Source organism: Tistrella mobilis KA081020-065 (genome assembly GCF_000264455.2).
Lineage (GTDB): Bacteria > Pseudomonadota > Alphaproteobacteria > Tistrellales > Tistrellaceae > Tistrella > Tistrella mobilis.
Map to the genome: position 1 here is coordinate 1,459,624 of NC_017956.1, position 15,939 is coordinate 1,475,562.

General features: G+C 69.1%; 15 protein-coding genes. 8 read left to right on the forward strand and 7 right to left on the reverse strand.

Annotation, left to right across the window (positions count from 1 at the left end):
* Positions 1–26: 26 nt before the first annotated feature.
* From TMO_RS06640 to TMO_RS06650, 3 genes are read right to left on the reverse strand one after another with little or no spacing between them, the layout of a single operon-like run.
* On the reverse strand, positions 27–1,319 hold the full coding sequence (locus tag TMO_RS06640) for an ABC transporter substrate-binding protein (RefSeq protein ID WP_014744837.1): 1,293 nt from the start codon (positions 1,317–1,319) through the stop codon (positions 27–29).
* 29 nt (positions 1,320–1,348) lie between these two features.
* Entirely contained in the window at positions 1,349–2,449 is a 1,101-nt protein-coding gene (locus TMO_RS06645) for an ABC transporter ATP-binding protein (RefSeq protein WP_014744838.1), read from the reverse strand.
* Positions 2,446–3,213 carry a DeoR/GlpR family DNA-binding transcription regulator gene (locus tag TMO_RS06650; RefSeq protein WP_014744839.1) on the reverse strand — a complete coding sequence of 256 codons (768 nt, stop codon included), beginning with the start codon at positions 3,211–3,213 and terminating at the stop codon, positions 2,446–2,448. The genes TMO_RS06645 and TMO_RS06650 overlap by 4 nt, the downstream gene beginning before the upstream one ends.
* A 328-nt stretch (positions 3,214–3,541) precedes the next feature.
* Between TMO_RS06650 and TMO_RS06655 the strand changes: the two genes are divergently transcribed.
* Positions 3,542–4,084 carry a GNAT family N-acetyltransferase gene (locus TMO_RS06655; RefSeq protein WP_081598798.1) on the forward strand — a complete coding sequence of 181 codons (543 nt, stop codon included), beginning with the start codon at positions 3,542–3,544 and terminating at the stop codon, positions 4,082–4,084.
* 208 nt (positions 4,085–4,292) lie between these two features.
* Positions 4,293–6,701, forward strand: a complete 2,409-nt coding sequence (locus tag TMO_RS29175) for an autotransporter domain-containing protein (protein WP_014744841.1) — start codon at positions 4,293–4,295, stop codon at positions 6,699–6,701.
* Positions 6,702–6,788: 87 nt separating this feature from the next.
* Here TMO_RS29175 and TMO_RS06665 read toward each other — a convergent pair whose 3' ends face one another.
* Both TMO_RS06665 and TMO_RS06670 read right to left on the reverse strand, forming a co-directional pair.
* Positions 6,789–7,859, reverse strand: coding sequence for a WD40 repeat domain-containing protein (locus TMO_RS06665; RefSeq protein WP_014744842.1), 1,071 nt, complete (start codon positions 7,857–7,859; stop codon positions 6,789–6,791).
* Complete coding sequence (locus TMO_RS06670) at positions 7,843–8,898, reverse strand: CobW family GTP-binding protein (protein WP_014744843.1); 1,056 nt, start codon at positions 8,896–8,898, stop codon at positions 7,843–7,845. The genes TMO_RS06665 and TMO_RS06670 overlap by 17 nt, the downstream gene beginning before the upstream one ends.
* Positions 8,899–9,161: 263 nt before the next feature.
* Between TMO_RS06670 and TMO_RS06675 the strand changes: the two genes are divergently transcribed.
* Both TMO_RS06675 and TMO_RS31615 read left to right on the forward strand, forming a co-directional pair.
* Complete coding sequence (locus tag TMO_RS06675) at positions 9,162–9,929, forward strand: hypothetical protein (RefSeq protein WP_014744844.1); 768 nt, start codon at positions 9,162–9,164, stop codon at positions 9,927–9,929.
* A gap of 8 nt (positions 9,930–9,937) precedes the next feature.
* Entirely contained in the window at positions 9,938–10,075 is a 138-nt protein-coding gene (locus tag TMO_RS31615) for a hypothetical protein (protein WP_014744845.1), read from the forward strand.
* 61 nt (positions 10,076–10,136) lie between these two features.
* Here TMO_RS31615 and TMO_RS06680 read toward each other — a convergent pair whose 3' ends face one another.
* Both TMO_RS06680 and TMO_RS06685 read right to left on the reverse strand, forming a co-directional pair.
* Positions 10,137–10,778: a LysE family translocator gene (locus tag TMO_RS06680; RefSeq protein ID WP_014744846.1), complete on the reverse strand. Its 642-nt coding sequence runs from the start codon at positions 10,776–10,778 to the stop codon at positions 10,137–10,139.
* A complete protein-coding gene (locus TMO_RS06685; RefSeq protein WP_014744847.1) occupies positions 10,775–11,266 on the reverse strand; it encodes an Lrp/AsnC family transcriptional regulator in 492 nt (163 codons plus the stop codon). The genes TMO_RS06680 and TMO_RS06685 overlap by 4 nt, the downstream gene beginning before the upstream one ends.
* Positions 11,267–11,653: 387 nt before the next feature.
* Between TMO_RS06685 and TMO_RS06690 the strand changes: the two genes are divergently transcribed.
* From TMO_RS06690 to TMO_RS06705, 4 genes are read left to right on the forward strand one after another with little or no spacing between them, the layout of a single operon-like run.
* Positions 11,654–13,723 carry a TonB-dependent hemoglobin/transferrin/lactoferrin family receptor gene (locus tag TMO_RS06690; protein WP_014744848.1) on the forward strand — a complete coding sequence of 690 codons (2,070 nt, stop codon included), beginning with the start codon at positions 11,654–11,656 and terminating at the stop codon, positions 13,721–13,723.
* A gap of 47 nt (positions 13,724–13,770) precedes the next feature.
* Complete coding sequence (gene hemP / locus TMO_RS06695; RefSeq protein WP_014744849.1) at positions 13,771–13,968, forward strand: hemin uptake protein HemP; 198 nt, start codon at positions 13,771–13,773, stop codon at positions 13,966–13,968.
* A 10-nt stretch (positions 13,969–13,978) separates the two neighbouring features.
* Positions 13,979–15,040, forward strand: a complete 1,062-nt coding sequence (locus TMO_RS06700; RefSeq protein WP_014744850.1) for a hemin-degrading factor — start codon at positions 13,979–13,981, stop codon at positions 15,038–15,040.
* On the forward strand, positions 15,040–15,936 hold the full coding sequence (locus tag TMO_RS06705) for a heme/hemin ABC transporter substrate-binding protein (RefSeq protein WP_014744851.1): 897 nt from the start codon (positions 15,040–15,042) through the stop codon (positions 15,934–15,936). Before TMO_RS06700 ends, TMO_RS06705 begins: the two co-directional genes overlap by 1 nt.
* Positions 15,937–15,939 lie beyond the last annotated feature (3 nt).

Sequence of the window (15,939 nt, forward strand, 5' to 3'; positions counted from 1 at the left end):
GGCCGGGCCGGGGGGGGGACGGCGCCTCAGCGATAGGGGCGGAGGATGCGGGTGGCCTCGGCCTGGGCCGCCTCCAGCGCCGGCTTCGGCTCGGCGGCACCGGTCAGCACCGCCTGCAGCGCGTTGTTGAGGGCGGTGGTCACGCGCTGGTTTTCATGCGTCGACAGCTCGGCGACCGCATAGTCCAGCTGGTCACGGGCGACCGCGGCGGCCGGGAAGCCCTTCACATAATCCTGCATCGCCGGGGTCTGCCAGGCATCGGGGCGCACCGCCACATAGCCCGTGTCGATGCCCCACTGGGCGGCGCGCTCGGGCGTGCTCATCCAGGTGACGAAGGTCGCGGCGGCCGCCTTCTGGGCGTCGGTCGCGCTGGAGAAGACGTAGAAATTGCCGCCGCCGGTGGGCGAGCCGCGCCGCGCCTTGGCCGGCAGCATGCCGACGCCGAACTCGAAGGGCGCATTCTTGCGGATGTTGGTCAGGTTGCCGGTGGTGGTCCAGATCATCGCCGCCTTGCCTTCGAAGAAGTCGCGCGGCGTGGTGCCCCATTCCACGATGCCGGGGGCGTGGATCTTCTCCTTGGCCGACAGGTCGCGCCAGAAGGTCAGCGCCTCGACCACCTTCGGGTCGTCGTAATGGGTGACGGTGCCGTCATCGCTGGCCAGTTCGACGTCGTTCTGGGTGGTCAGCGCCTGGAACAGCCAGTAGGGGAAGCCCGAGGACGGGATCTGCACGCCCCAGCGGATGACATTGCCCGAGGCGTCGGTGCGGGTCAGCTTGTGGCCCATGGCCACGTATTCGTCCCAGCTGTCGGGACCCTTCTCCGGATCGAGGCCGGCCTCGCGGAAGGCCTCCTTGTTCCAGTAGGCGACGATGGTGGAGCGCTGGAAGGGAATGCCCCAGGTCTTGCCGCCGGCCTGGCTGTTGGCCATGAAGGCCGGGTAGAATTTCGACGGCAGGGCCTTTTGGTCATCGGTGGCGGCGATGTCGTCGAAGGCGACGATCGCGCCCTCGTCGATCAGCGTGTACATGTCGGTCGACAGCATCACCGCGACCTCGGGCGCATCGCCGCCCTTGAAGGCGGTCAGCGCCTTGGTGACCGTGTCCTGATAGCTGCCCGAATAGATCGGGTTGACGTCGATCTCGGGATGTTCGGCTTCGAAGGCCGCGACATAGCCGTCGATGATCTTGGTGATCGGCCCGCCGACGGCGACCGGATAGTAGAAGTCGAGCGTGGTCTTGTCTGCGGCAAAGGCGCTGCCGGCGACCATGGTCGAGGCCAGCAGGGCGGCAGCCAGCGTGCCGGTGACGGTGCGGAACATGGGTGCGGTTCTCCGGTGAGCAGGCAGGATCAAGGTCTGAGCAGGTCGGCCGCGGTTCCGGCCGGCGGGTCGACGCGCCGGCCGGTGGCAGCGTCGAAGACGTGCAGCCGGCCGGGGGCGATGGAGAGCGCCACGGCGGTGCCGGGCGCGATGGCATGGTGGCCCGGAACCCGGGCGGTGAGACGGCCGGCGCCCGGTGCATAGCCGTCGAGATCAATGCCGAGGACGGCATCCGCCCCCAGATATTCGCGCTCGGCCACGATGCCCTTCAGGGGGGAGCCGGTGGCGTCTGGCGTCAGAACCGGGTCGCCGAGCGGTGTGGGTCGGATGTCTTCGGCCCGTGCCCCGGCCAGCAGGCCGGGCGCCCGCGCGGGCTCGACCAGCCCGATCGGCGGCTGGCCGATGAAGCGGGCGGCGAAGACGGTCTCTGGGCAGTCGTAGAGCCGGTCGGGGCGGGCGGCCTGTTCGATCCGGCCGCCATTCATCAACACCACCTGATCGGCCATGCTCATGGCTTCGGCCTGATCATGGGTGACATAGACCATGGTCAGCCCCAGGCGCTGCTGCAGGGCGCGGATTTCGCGCCGCATTTCCGCGCGAAGCCGGGCATCGAGATTGGAGAGCGGCTCGTCCATCAGGCAGAGCGGTGCCCGGGCGACCAGGGCGCGGGCCAGCGCCACGCGCTGCTGCTGCCCGCCCGACAGCTGAGAGGGCCTGCGGTCGAGCAGCTGGCCGAGGCCCAGAAGATCGGCTGCTTCGGCCAGGCGGCTGCGACGTTCCGTGGCCGGAACCCCGCGCACCTCCAGCCCGAACAGGATGTTGCGGGCGACATCCAGATGCGGGAACAGGGCGTAGGACTGGAACACCATGGCGAGGCCACGGGCCGCCGGCCCGTCGCGGGTGACGTCGCGGCCGCCGATCAGCACCCGGCCCTCGTCGGGCTGATCCAGGCCGGCGATGAGCCGCAGCGTGGTCGACTTGCCGCAGCCCGAGGGGCCGAGGAGCACCAGCATCTCGCCCGGCTCTGCCCGGACCGACACGCCGTCGAGTGCGGTCACCCCCGCCCAGCGGCGGGTGATGCCGTCGAGATCGAGGCCGATACCGGTGGGGGAGGGCTGAGGCGCTCTCATGCGGCGGTCTCCGCGGCGGTGACGATCACGCGGGTGCCGGCAGTGTCGAGCAGCCGGGCGAGCGCCGGCGGCGGGGCCGCATCGGTGACCAGAAGATGGGCGTCCTCGATCCGTCCGCCGCTGGCGCTGGCGGGGCGGCCGAATTTGGTGGCATCGGCGATCAGCACCCGCTGACGGCAATGGGCCATGATTGCCTGACGCGCGATCACCTCGTCAGGGGTGAAGTCGAGCAGGGTGCCGTCGGGATCGATGCCGCCCGCACCGGCGATGCCGAAATCGACCCGATAGGCGGCGAAGACCCGTGCGGCCGCCTCTCCGGTGACGCCGCGATCGCTGAGCCGGCCGCCTGCAATGGTCACATCGATCCGGGGCGTTTCCGACAGCAGGGCGGCAATGGCGACATTGTTGGTGATGACGGTGAAGGCGGTCTCCCGCTCCGCCAGCGCGCGGGCGACCTGTTCGGGCGTGGTGCCGATGCCGAGCGAGACCGAGGCGCCGTCGGGAATGAGGGCTGCGGCCGCCCGCCCGATCCGGCGCTTGGCCTCCAGGTTCAGCACCTGGCGGGTGCCGTAGGCGATATTGCGGTCGGGCCAGGCTGCCCCGCCATGCATGCGCTTCAGCCGGCCGTCATCGGACAGCGCGTTGACGTCGCGGCGGATGGTCTGGGGCGTCACCCGGAAACGGGCGGCCAGCGCGTCGATGCCGGCATAGCCGGTCTCGCGGACAAGCGACAGGATTTCGGTGCGGCGGCGGGTCGTGTTCATGGGCCCGATCCTGTCCGTACCGCGTCATCGGTTCAAAGGAAGGTTCGGTTTTCGTTTGATGACGGTTCGGCGACAGAAAACCGTTCGTTCGCGCAAAAGGTGCTTTTCGAATGAACGGTCGTTGGCTCAGGCAAATCGACACTGGCCGTCGAACGGGGTTGGGGATAGAAGCTTCATTTGATCCACGGGCAGGCAATCTGCGACACTGAGGCGGCCGGCTTCCCCGCATGCCGCGACGCCCGACGGGCATGGGCCGCCCGATGGAAAACGGGTCAGGCCCGGTTGGATACGGGCCAGGAACGAGACAGGGACGAAGGCGATCTTATCCATGGACAGACGAGCCGGTTCATCCGACACGAGCGGGGCAGCGCGTCCGCCCCAGCGCGAGCTGCCGGTGGCCATCCGCGAAGGCCGGCTGGCCGATGCCGCCGCGGTGACCCGTGTGGGGGTCGCCGCCTGGGAAAAGGGGCCCGGCAGCGTGCTGCCGTCGTCGGCCCGTGCACCAATGGCCGACGGCAAGATGTTTGATGCGCTGCTGCGCCAGACGCCGGGGCGGATTCTGGTCGCCGATGTCGGTGGCCATGTCCTGGGCCTGGCGGTGGGCGATCCCGAGGGGGAGCAGCTGACCGATCTCTGGGTCGATCCGCGCGCCTGGGGGCGGGGGCTTGGGAGCCGTCTGCTGGCCGCCTTCGAACAGGCGGCCGGAGAGCGCGGCCGCAAGCGGATCGTGATCGACGTTCTGGAAGGCGACGAACGCGGGCTGGGCTTCTGCCGTCGTCGCGGCTATCAGGCGGTCGGCCGGTCGACCGTCCGCGACCGGGATCTTCACATGATGATCGGCAAGATCCGCCTGGAGAAGCGCCTGGCCTGAGCCTGGGCCCCCGACGACCGAACCGGGTGACTGTTGCTAGAATGTGTCATCGGGGACTGCGCGTGTATCGGGTAAACCACGGTTAATCGCCGTTTACACGCCGTTTACATGGATCGGCTATGACGAGAGCGTGACACCCCCCGAAATGCGGGGGCCGGGTGGCCGCGCTGCCCCCCGCGCGCCCCGCGAGTGTGAGTACGCTCTGACCATGATCAATGTCGGATCGATCCGCGGCCGCCGGAGCCGCCGCCCTGCTTCCCGTCTGCCTGCTTCCCGTCTGACCGCGGCCCTGGTGGCCGGCACCGCCCTGGCGGGCGGGCTGGCTGCCCTGGTGCCCGCAGGGCCCGCCCGCGCCGACCAGCCGGGCGGCATCATGAATTCGGTGGACATGATCGGCGCCCGCGCGCTTTGGGAGCGCGGCATCACCGGTCAGGGCACCGTGGTGGTGGTGATCGACAGCGGCGTCGAGACCAGCCATCCCTTCCTGGACGGCAAGGTGATCGACGAGGCTTGCGTCGGCATTTCAGTCGGCGGCCGGACCGGCGATTGTGGCGGCGGCGCGGACTTTGCGACCGGCGAGGGTACGGCTGCTCCGGATTACACCGATGAAGATGCCAACCATGGAACCCATGTCGCCGGCACGATCGCCGGCAACAATGGCGAGGCCTATGGCGTGGCGCCGGACGCGAAGATTGCCGCGATCCTGGTCAAGAGCCCTGACGGTTTCGACGAGGACGAGGATAACTGCGGCGAGGGCGACCCCAATTGCGCCAGCGCCCTGAATGACAGTCTGACCCGCGCCTATTCGCACGTGATGGAGCTGGCCCAGCAGTACCGGGTCGTGGCGGTGAATATGAGCCTGGGGGCTGGTGAATATTCCGGCATCTGTGACGAGCAGACCCCCGGCGGCGCGGCGCTTTCCGAAGCCTTCCAGGCGGCCCAGGCTTCGGGCATCGCCAATGTCGTGGCCTCGGGCAACGAGTATCACACCACCACCGTCTCGACGCCCGCCTGCCTGACCGGAGCCATCCCGGTGGGCGCGGTGGACAGCGACGAGATCATCGCCGTGTTCTCGAACCAGTCGGAACTGGTGGAGTTGATGGCGCCGGGCGTCGGCATCGTCTCGTCGGTGTTCAACGGCGAATATGGCGAGATGGACGGCACCTCGATGGCGACGCCGCATGTGGCGGGTGCCATCGCGCTTCTGGCCTCGGCCTCTCCCGGTGCCTCGGTCAACGAGATCTATCAGGCCCTGGCGCTGACCGGCAAAGAGGTCACCTATGACGAGGCGACCCTGATCGAGCGGGTGGACGGGGAGGGCCAGCCTCTGCCCGAGAAGCTGGTCTTCCGTCTGATCCAGGTCGACAAGGCCGCCTTCCTGCTGATCGCGAGCCGGGCCGACGCCATGACGCTGGCCGCGACCTCCGACCGGGGCCGGGTGATGGGCACGACCTTCCGGAATCTGGTGGGCGAGGATTTCGCCACCGATCCGCTGACGGTCTATCGCGCCCTCGACGTGGTCGGCCGCTCGGGCATGGACGGCGCGCTGTCGCAGCTGAGCCCCGACCGCAACACCGCCACCGCCGAGGCGACGCTGGCCCTGCTGGGCGAGATCGGCCGGACGGTGTCGGCACGGCTCGGCGCCGTGCGCCAGGGCGGTGCGGGCGTGACCGCGGCCATGGATGCGCCGCGCCAGTTTGCGGCCGCCGCCACCGTGATGGCCGATGTCACCTCGGGCAGCTCCAGCCTGGCCTCGCTCGCCCGCCTGCCGGGCATGGAGGGTGGTGAGACCGGCGGCTGGGTGCGCGGTTTCGGCCAGTGGCTGGATCGGGACGCGACGGCAGAGCGCTATGGCTATCGGGCGAGCGGCGGCGGCGTGATCGCCGGTATCGACACCATCGTCGGCGAGGGCTGGCGGGTCGGCGGCTTCACCGCCTATGGCCGCAGCAGCACCAAGACCGATGGCGGCCTGGGCGAGGGCACGGCGGATCTGGCGACCCTCGGCGTCTATGGCGGCTATACCAAGGATCGCTACCATCTGGATGGGTCGCTCTCGGTCGGCTATGGCTGGAGCGAGACCGACCGCGTGATCGCCCTGCCGGGCCTGCTGCGGACCGCGAAGGGTGAGACCGAGGGTCTGACCGTGCAGAGCCGGATCGCGCTGGGTGCCACCTATGACGTCTCCGGCTGGTCGGTCGGCCCCGAGGCCTGGGTGGGCTATACCGGCCTGCAGCAGAAGGGCTATACCGAAACCGGCGCCGGCAGCCTGAATGCGCGGGTCGACGAGCTGTGGCTGGGCGAGGTCGGCACCGGCCTGGGCGTCACGGTCGGCCGCGGCTTCGACCTGGGCGGCCCGGTGCTGATGCCGGCGGTGACGCTGGGCATGGGCTATCGCAGCCCCACCGGCGACGACAGCATGACCGGCGTGCTGGGCGGCACGGCGGCGGGTGCCTACAACCTGGATCTGGCGCGCGAGAACGAGCTGACCTTCGATCCCGTCGTCGAGGCGGTGCTGGCGGTCGACGGGTCGACCAGCGCCTATGCCTCGTGGCGTGGCCGCTTCGGCGACGGTGTCGCCGACCAGGCCGGGACGGTGGGTGTCCGTATCACCTGGTGATCGCCGACGCGATGACCAAAAACAGGGCCGGACGAGCGATCGTCCGGCCCTTCGTTCTGGTCGATCCGGCGGCAGGCGGTCAGGCGGTCAGGCGGTCTGGCGGGCGCGCATGTCGAGCACGGTCAGCCGGCCGCTTTCGGTGACCGCGGCCAGCCAGTCGCCATCGTCGCTGATCGCGATATCGACGACCGGGCTGCCCGAGGGTTCGGTGATCGGCGCACCGGTGCCGGCCCCCGGCACCGCCACCACCAGCCCGTGATCATAGCCGATCATCAGGGTCGGCGATTTCGGATGCCAGAGCACCGCCGTCACCCCCGTGCCATAGGGCTGGGGGATTTCGGTCGGGGCCTTGCCTTCGGGGCCGGTGCGGCCGGCAAAGGACCAGACGATCACGTTCGACGAGCCGCTGGTCGCCAGCATCCGGCCATTGGGCGTGAAGGCGAGGCTGCGCACCTTGGTGTCATAGCCGGCCATGCGCAGCTTGTGGCCATCGGCCAGGCGCCAGGCATTCAGGGTGGAATCGCCCGTGGCGGCGACCAGCCAGTCGCCATCGGGCGAGATCCGGCCGCCGATCAACTGACCCTCGACCGGCAGCCGCTTGGGCGACTTACCGAACGAGGCCGTCCACCACAGCGTCACCCCGTCGCCATGGACAACGGCCAGCCGCTTGCCCTTGGGGTGGAAATCCAGTCCGGTGACGGTGCGCGGATGATCGTCGCCATCGCCGGTGATCCGGCCCTGGCGATCGATCAGCACCACGCGCTTGCCGGCCGCCGCCGCGCGAAGACCGCCCTGGGGCGAGGTCGCCACGGCTTCCACCCAGCGCCGCCCCAGCTCTGCCAGCACGGTGACGCTGCCCTCGGCCGAAACCGAGGTGACCTTGCCGTCATCGCCGCCGGTCAGGAAGGCGCCGGCGCCGATGTCGCGGGCGAAGGACAGAACCTGGCCCTTGTGGGCCTGAACGGCGGCGCCCAGGGTGAAGCCGTCATTGCGCCGGAAGATCCGCACACTGCCGTCGCCCAGCGCCACGGCCAGGGCCTCGCCCTTGCGATCGAAGGCGAGACCCACGGCCGGGGCGTCGAGATCCTCGCTGCGCCGGCGCGAGGCCAGGCGGTTGAAATAGCTGTCGGGTGCGGGGTTATCAAGCAACGTTGCCATCGAATCCCCGCTTCAGCTCGGCGGCATCCAGGTCGCGGCCGATCATCACCAGACGGCTGCGCCGGGTCTCCCCTTCCGCCCAGGGGCGGTCGAGCGTGCCTTCTGAGATCATGTGCACGCCCTGCAGCACGAAGCGCCGGTTCTGGCCGGCGAAGTTCAGAATGCCCTTGAAGCGCAGGATGTCCTGGCCCTTGGTCATCAGCAGCATGCTGAGCCAGCTTTCGAACAGCGTCTTGTCGAGCGGCTGGTCGGTGGTCAGCGACAGGCTGGAGATCGACAGGTCGTGGTCATGGGCCAGCACGCCGGGCGTCGCGGGGGTATGATCATGGTCGTGATCGTGGTGGCCATGCCCGTGATCGTGCCCATGATCATGATCGTGGTGATGGTGGCCGTCACCCTCGGTCAGGAATTCCGGCTCCAGCGCCAGCGCCCGCTTCAGGTCGAAGGCGCCGCGACCCAGGATCGCATCCAGGGCCACATTGCTGCGCTCGGTGCGATGGATCTGCGCCAGGGGGTTCAGCCGGCGGATGGTGGCTTCCACCCGTGCCAGCATGTCGGCATCGACCAGATCGGTCTTGTTCAGCACGATGATGTCGGCGAAGGCGACCTGCTGGGCGGCTTCCGGCGCGTCGACCAGGCGCTTTTCAAGGTTCAGGGCATCGACCACCGTCACCACGCCATCCAGCTGGGTGCGGCTGGCGATGTCGCGGTCCAGGAAGAAGGTCTGGGCGACCGGTGCGGGTTCGGCAAGGCCCGTGGTCTCGATCAGGATGCCGTCCAGATTGCCCGAGCGCTTGAGCAGAGCGCCGACGATCCGGATCAGATCGCCGCGCACCGTGCAGCACAGGCAGCCATTGTTCATGGTGAAGACTTCCTCGTCCGCGTCCACGACGAGGTCGCCGTCGATGCCGATCTCACCGAACTCGTTGACGATGACGGCATATTTGCGGCCGTGCTGTTCGGTCAGGATGCGGTTGAGCAGCGTGGTCTTGCCGGCACCCAGGTAACCGGTGAGCACGGTGACGGGAATCTTTTCCATGAGGTCCTCGGACGGGAGGGAATGGTTCAGGCGTCGGATATGGCAGGTCCGGCACGTCGCGCCAAGGCCGGGCTGTCCGCCGGGGGCAAAAGCATAGCACCCGTGCGGGTACGGCATCACCCGCCTTGTGTGGAGACACAGGCTGCCGGGAAACCGGTTGCGACGAAACCCGACATCGACGAAACCCTGCCGTGCAGCGTATGTTTCCCCTGATCCGCCACCTTCAGGTGACGGGGAGGGACTGCCATTTCGGGAGCATCAGGATGACCGACACCCGCAGCACGCTCTGGACCGGCCTTGGTGCCGCTCTGGTTCTTGGCGCCACGCTGGCGGGGGTGCCGGCGCCGGCATCGGCGGCAGCGGCAGCCACGACATCGGCGCCGGCGGCAGCCGTGCTTCAGACCCCGGAATTCGTGGCCCAGCTGGGTTATGTCGAAGGGCATCTGCGGGTCGGTGGCGCGCTCTACGCCGATGGCCGGCGGGAAGAGGCTCTGGTCCATTTCCGCCATCCTGCTGCCCATATCTACCCGTTGATCGCGCCATCGGTGGCGGCGCGGGGCCTGGCGGGGTTCGAGGCCGAACTCGATGCCGTGCAGAAGGCGGCCGAGGCCGGCAAGCCTGCGGCCGAGGTGTCGGCCGCGATTGATGCGGTGATGGCGAAGCTGAAGGCGGCGGCCAGTTCCGTGCCCGTGGCGGAGCGTCGTGACATTCATACCGGGCTCAAGGTGGCGAGCCTGATGCTGGACACCATCGCCGCCGAATATGGCCAGGCGATCAGCGGCGGGCGGATCACCAATGCTGCCGGCTATCAGGATAGTCTGGGCTTTATGCAGGTGGTGATCGGCATCCTGCGCCAGGCCCAGCCGCGCTTCCAGGAAGCCGATCCCGACCGCTGGAAGGCGGTGGCGGGCGATCTGCGCCAGCTGGCCCGGGCCTGGCCGTCGCTGGTGCCGCCGGCTGATCCGGTACTGCAGGCCGGCGAGGTCGATGCGCTGACCTCGCGCCTGCGCCTGGCACTCGACGGGTTCTGAGGGCCCGGATGAAGACCGCCCATCGCGACGATGGCCGGCCCAGGGCCCGCCGACGACCGAAACGGCGCCCCTGGCTGGCGCTTGCCGCCATTCTGGTGCCGCTGGTGGCTGCGGCGGTGCTGGCACTGGTCCGCGGCCTGCCCTGAGTCGATCAGCCTGAGCCGGGCAACCTGAGCCGGGCAGCCTGAGCCGGGCAGCCTGAGCCGGTCAGCCGGCGGCTTCGGCCGCCAGCCAGATCCCGCCGGCCATGAGCGCCAGCCCCGCCCCGATATCGATGCGGGCCAGGCTGCGGGCGCCGAGCCTGCGGCCGAAGCGGCTGCCGGCCGCCGACAGCATCACCCACCAGCCGAGCGAGCCGAGGAAGACCCCCGTCGCCAGGGCGGCCGGCACCAGGGGGCCGGCACCCGCCGGTGTGGCACCGAGGCCGAGCCCGGCGAAGAGGCCCGCGAAACTCGCGATGGTCATCGGGTTGGAGAGGGTGAGCAGGAAGGCGCCGAGCACGTCGCGCCCCGCCCGGCCGGTGCTGGCCGCAGGGCCGGCATCGCCACTGGCGAGCACGGCCCAGCCGCGGCGGACCGCCCCCAGGCCGATCCAGAGGATCAGCGCAGCCCCGGCCAGCCGCGGCCAGAGCGGATCGACGGCTGCCACCCCCAGCGCCGCGCCGAGGCCGAAGGCCGCAATCACCGCATAGACGAGATCGGCGGCTGCGACCCCGAAGCCCGAGGCGAGCCCGGCTGTAAAGCCGCCGGTCACGGCGCGTCTGAGGCAGAGCAGGCCGACCGGCCCCACCGGGGCTGCGACCGCAAGGCCGAGGGCCATGCCGCGTAAGAGTGCATCGAGCGGGGTCATGGCGTCACCTCGGGCGGCAGATCGGAGAGGGGCATGTCGGGGAAGGGGGAGGGGGCGCCGTCATCCTTCGGCGACGAGAGTGCGATCATGCTGTGGCTGCGGACGAGCGCGCCGGTCGCTTTCAGCCGGCCGAGCAGGGCTTCGAGCCCGGCGATGTCCGCGACCCTCACTTTCAGCAGATAGGACCAGTCACCGGTGACGTGGTGGCATTCCAGCACCGCCGGATCGGCACGAAGCGTCTCGACAAAGGCCGCTTCGACTGCAGGGCCACCCAGCGCCACGAACACGAAGCCCAGCACCCCCCGGCCGATGGCCGCGGGATCGGCGCGCAGCGTCATGCCACGGATCACCCCGCGTTCGGTCAACCGGCGCACGCGATCGTGGGCGGCGGAGGCGGAGAGGCCCGCGGCCTGCCCCAGCTCGGCCATCGGCGTGCGGGCATCGGCCTGAAGCCGGGCGATGATTTTCCGGTCGGCGTCGTCTAGCATCGGACAAAATCCCGAGAAATTCATATTAATCGGGATTTTATCCGCTTTAATGGGGTATGGAAAGATGGCGTCCTGAAAATTACCACGCACGATGAATGCCATCCGGAGTCAGGTGATCGGTTCTCTGGTAATGAGAATGAGTTGCAATTGCGTGAGACTCCGTTTAGGTTTCGGCGTGTGAGGCGGTTGCGACATGACGTCGCGATCGCTCCCCCTTAGAGCCAGCCACCCAGCATGGGGGCCGTTCCGCCGTTTGGTCGCGCTGCGGCCGGGGTGGCCCCCATGCCAGGCAGCCAGTGCCCGCTCCCGGGCGTGGCGCCGCGCCCCGTTCGGGAGCGGCACTGCGCCCGTCCGGTCATAAGAACCGCCGTGAGAAGGCTTGGCCCCGTGTCGTTCTACGTTCTAACCAATCAGGGCATCGCCCGCCGCCGCCTGTCGGCGCTCGGCCTTATGCTTGCAGCCGGTACGGCCCTTGCCGCCGGCACCGTGCCCCATGCCGCCGCTGCCGCCGACGCGGCGCAGGAGCTTCAGCTTGCCGCCGGCCGGGCGCCGATCGAACTCGATCCGGTAACCGTGCTCGGCACCCGTACCGAGAAGACGGCGAGCGAGGTGCCGGCCTCGATCGGCGTGGTCGGACAGGAAGAGATCAAGATCCGCCAGGCCGATGATCTGGGCGATCTGGTCGACGACATGCCCGGTGTCGAAATGTCGGGCGGCCCGCGCCGCACCGCCATGCAGCCGGTGATCCGCGGCCTGACCGGGGAGCGGGTGGTGCTGCGCGTCGATGGTGCGCGGCAGAATTTCGAAAGCGGCCATCGCGGCCGGATCTTCATCGACCCCTCGCTGCTGGAGCGGGTGGAAGTGCGGCGCGGCCCCGCCTCCTCGCTCTATGGCAGCGGCGCCATCGGCGGCGTGATGGAGGTCGACACGCTCAGCCCCGGCCGGTTCCTGGAAGACGGTGAGCCCTGGGGCGGCGAGGTCGGTGTCAGCTGGGAAAGCAATGGCGACGGCTTCGGCGCCCATGCGATCGGTGCGACCCGGCTGGGTGCCAATGCCGAAGCCCTGGTCGGCATCACCGGCTTCGATGCCGACGATCTTGAGAACGGCTCGGGCGAGGCCATCCCCTATACCGCCGACGAGGTCCGCAGCGGCCTGGCCAAGCTGGTCTTCCGGCCGGCCGAAGGCCACGAGCTGACCGCGTCCTATCTGCAGTTCCGCGACGACCACATCATCCCGTCGGCGGCCAATACCAACACCAACAGCATCATCGTCGACCGCAAGACCGACCAGAAGACCATGACGCTCGGCTGGCGCTTCGACGGCAACGGCAACCCCTGGTTCGACCTGGATGCGAAGGTCTACCGGACAGAGACCGCCCTGGAAGAGCGCCGGACCGATACCGGCCGCTTCGACGAGACCGATCTTGCGACCACCGGCATCGACATCGCCAATACCAGCCGCTTCCAGCTCGGCGGCTTCGGCAGCCATGCCGTGACCTATGGTGTGGAGGCCTATCGCGACGAGCAGGACGGCAAGCGTGACGGCGATGCCCGGCCGCAATATCCGGATGCGCAGCAGGACATTTTCGGCCTGTTCATTCAGGACGAGATCGTGTTCTTCGAACGCCTGACCTTCACGCCCGGCGTGCGCTTCGACCGCTTCGACCGCGAAGCCGATGGCCTGGAGGGCAAGTCCGACGACGCCGTCAGCCCGTCGATCTCGGTCGCCTATGCGGTCACGCCCTGGCTGAAGGCCTATGCCAGCTATGCCGAGGCCTTCCGCGCGCCCTCGCTGACCGAACTCTATGCCACCGGCGAACACTTCCCGGGCAACAACTTCGTGGCCAACCCGGATCTGCGGCCCGAGACGGCGAAGAACAAGGAAATCGGCCTGACCCTGTCGGAGGCGGATGTCCTGACCTCGGGCGACCGGCTGACCGGCCGGGTTGCCGCCTTCCGCAATGATGTGGAAGACTTCATCGAGATGCAGGTCCGGTTCGACAGCTGGCCGGGAACCACCACCCGGAGCAACGTCCAGGACGCCCGGCTGGAGGGTGTGGAATTCGAACTCGCCTATGATGCCCCGCTGTGGTTCGCGACCTTCGGCGCCGCCCGCATCCGCGGCGACGACCGGACCGAGGGTGATCCGCTGGGCGGGCTGCCGGGCGACAAGGTGTCGCTGGGCGGCGGCCTGAAGTTCATGGGCGGCGACGTGGTGACCGGCTGGCGCATGGTCGCCCATGACCGCCAGGACCGGATCGCCAATGGCGAGACCGTGACCCCGGGCTATGCCGTCCATGACGCCTGGATCAGCTTCCAGCCGTCGGATGGCGGGTTGCGCGGGGCGCGTTTCGACCTGGCCGTCGACAATGTCTTCGACAAGACCTATCGCCAGGCGCTGTCGGAACTGGACGATCCGGGACGGACCGTCAAGCTGACCGCTGCCTATCGCTTCTGATCCGACCCGCCGTTCTTAGCGGAACGACCCGACAAGGACCGCCGATCATGCACACCGACCCTGCGGACGTCCGTATCGAAGCCGAAACCGGCCAGCGCTCGCAACAGCGTACCGGCCCGGGCGGGCCGGCCAGCCTGGACAGCCATGCGCTGCTCGGCGCCGCGGGGGAGGTGCTGATCGCGCATTGCGGCGAGACCTACCGTCTGCGCCGGACAAGACAGAACAAGCTGATTTTGACCAAGTGAGGCGAATGAGATGACCATGCCCTCCATCGATCAGAGCGCCGACCTTGCCGCCCGCCGCGCGGCCCTTGCCGCGGCCGAGCCGGGGCTGCGCGTCCGCGACCAGGCGGCGCGTCTCGGCGTGTCGGAAGGCGAACTCGTGGCCTCCGGCATCGGCAGCAACGTCATCCTGCTGGATGCCGAGCCGGGTGACCTGATCCGGGCGGTAGAAAGCCTGGGCCCGGTGATGGCGCTGACCCGCAACGAGCATGCGGTGCACGAGATCGTCGGCACCTATGGCAATGTCTCGCTCGGCGCCCATGCCGGCCTGGTGATCAACAAGCCGATCGATCTGCGCCTGTTCCTGAACCGCTGGTTCGCGAGCCTGGTGGTCGAGGAAGCCCGTGGCGACACGAAGCTGTCCAGCCTGCAGTTCTTCGACCGCCATGGCGTCGCCATGCACAAGATCTATCTGCGCCCGGAAAGCGACCGCGCCGCCTGGGCGGCGCTGATCGAGGCGAAGCGTGCCGCCGTGCAGGCGCCGCCGGCCTTTGAACCGGCGTCCGAGGCCGACGAGATTCCGGCGGAGGCGCCGGCCGGTTTCGATGCCGGCTCCTTCCTGTCGGATTGGGAGCATCTGGCCGATACCCACGACTTCCTGCCGATGCTGAAGCGCCATGGCGTGTCACGCCCTGCGGCGCTGAAGCTGGCCGAAGGACGTTTCGCCCGCAGGCTTTCGCAGGGGGCCTTCCGCGCGGCGCTGGAGGCTGCGGCGCGCGATCAGGTGAAGATCATGATCTTCGTGCCCAATCCGGGCTGCATCCAGATCTCGGGCGGAACCATCAACCGGGTGGAGCCGCGCGGTCCCTGGATCAACATCCTGGATCCGGGCTTCAACCTGCATGTCCGCGAGGACCACATCGCCGCCGCCTGGCAGGTCGACAAGCCGACCGTGGACGGCACCGTGACCGCGGTCGAGCTGTACGACGCGGCGGGGGAGCTGTTCCTGATCATGGTCGGCGTGCGCGAGACCGGCGTGCCGGAGCTGCCCGAATGGCGCGCCCTGGTTCATGCCCTGCCGGGGGTAACCGGCTGATGCGCCCGGCCGACCTGAACCGGCGGCGGTTCCTGGCGGGCCTGGCCGCGCTGGGGCTTGGCGGCACCGTCTCCGGCCTGGTCGGCCGGGCCGCCTTAGCAGCAGATGCCGCCGCATCGGACCGGCTTGTGACCATCGGTGCCGCCGTCACCGAAACCGTCTGGGCGCTGGGGGCGGGGGATCACATCGTCGCGGTCGACACCACCAGCCAGAGTCCGGCCGATGTGATGAAACTGCCCAAGGTCGGCTATATGCGCACGCTGGCCGCAGAAGGGCTGATCGCCACCGGTGCGACCCGTGTGATCGCCGATGACGGCGCGGGCCCGGCCTCGACGCTCGATCAGGTGCGTGCGGCCGGCATCGATGTGCGGATGATCCATTCCGCAACCCGGATCGACGAGGTCGAGGCGGCGATCATGGCCGTGGGGAAGGCTGTCGGGCTGGAAGGTTCGGCTGCCGAACTCGGCCGGACGGTCACCGCTGAACTCGCAAGCCTGGCCGCGGCGGCGGAGACCCGCGCGCATCACCCGTCGGTGATGTGCGTGATCGGCGTCGGCAATTCCGGGCTGATGGCTGCCGGCCGCGACACCGCGGCGGCAGCCGTGATCCGGCTGGCCGGCGGCCGTAACGCCTTTGACGAGGTCGCCGACTATGCCCCGGTCTCCGCCGAGGCGGCTGCTGCTGCGGCACCCGAGGTGCTGGTGATGCCTGAACATGCCATCGCCCGCATGGGTGGCCACGATGCCATCGTGAACCTGCCGCAGCTCAGGCTGACACCGGCCGCGCAGGCTGGCCGGCTGCTTTCGATCGACGGCCGGGCGCTCGCCGGGCTCGGCCCCTCCACCGCCCGGATCGCTGCCGGCTTCGCCGCCGAACTCGACAGGGCAGGGGTCTGAGGC

Coding starts and splice junctions, on each gene's coding strand:
- TMO_RS29175 (WP_014744841.1), top strand. CDS start 4,293: ATGATCAATGTCGGATCGATCCGCGGCCGCCGGAGCCGCCGCCCTGCT.
- TMO_RS06680 (WP_014744846.1), bottom strand. CDS start 10,778: ATGACCCCGCTCGATGCACTCTTACGCGGCATGGCCCTCGGCCTTGCG.
- TMO_RS06675 (WP_014744844.1), top strand. CDS start 9,162: ATGACCGACACCCGCAGCACGCTCTGGACCGGCCTTGGTGCCGCTCTG.
- TMO_RS06685 (WP_014744847.1), bottom strand. CDS start 11,266: ATGCTAGACGACGCCGACCGGAAAATCATCGCCCGGCTTCAGGCCGAT.
- TMO_RS06665 (WP_014744842.1), bottom strand. CDS start 7,859: ATGGCAACGTTGCTTGATAACCCCGCACCCGACAGCTATTTCAACCGC.
- TMO_RS31615 (WP_014744845.1), top strand. CDS start 9,938: ATGAAGACCGCCCATCGCGACGATGGCCGGCCCAGGGCCCGCCGACGA.
- TMO_RS06655 (WP_081598798.1), top strand. CDS start 3,542: ATGGACAGACGAGCCGGTTCATCCGACACGAGCGGGGCAGCGCGTCCG.
- TMO_RS06650 (WP_014744839.1), bottom strand. CDS start 3,213: ATGAACACGACCCGCCGCCGCACCGAAATCCTGTCGCTTGTCCGCGAG.
- TMO_RS06705 (WP_014744851.1), top strand. CDS start 15,040: ATGCGCCCGGCCGACCTGAACCGGCGGCGGTTCCTGGCGGGCCTGGCC.
- hemP (WP_014744849.1), top strand. CDS start 13,771: ATGCACACCGACCCTGCGGACGTCCGTATCGAAGCCGAAACCGGCCAG.
- TMO_RS06645 (WP_014744838.1), bottom strand. CDS start 2,449: ATGAGAGCGCCTCAGCCCTCCCCCACCGGTATCGGCCTCGATCTCGAC.
- TMO_RS06640 (WP_014744837.1), bottom strand. CDS start 1,319: ATGTTCCGCACCGTCACCGGCACGCTGGCTGCCGCCCTGCTGGCCTCG.
- TMO_RS06700 (WP_014744850.1), top strand. CDS start 13,979: ATGACCATGCCCTCCATCGATCAGAGCGCCGACCTTGCCGCCCGCCGC.
- TMO_RS06670 (WP_014744843.1), bottom strand. CDS start 8,898: ATGGAAAAGATTCCCGTCACCGTGCTCACCGGTTACCTGGGTGCCGGC.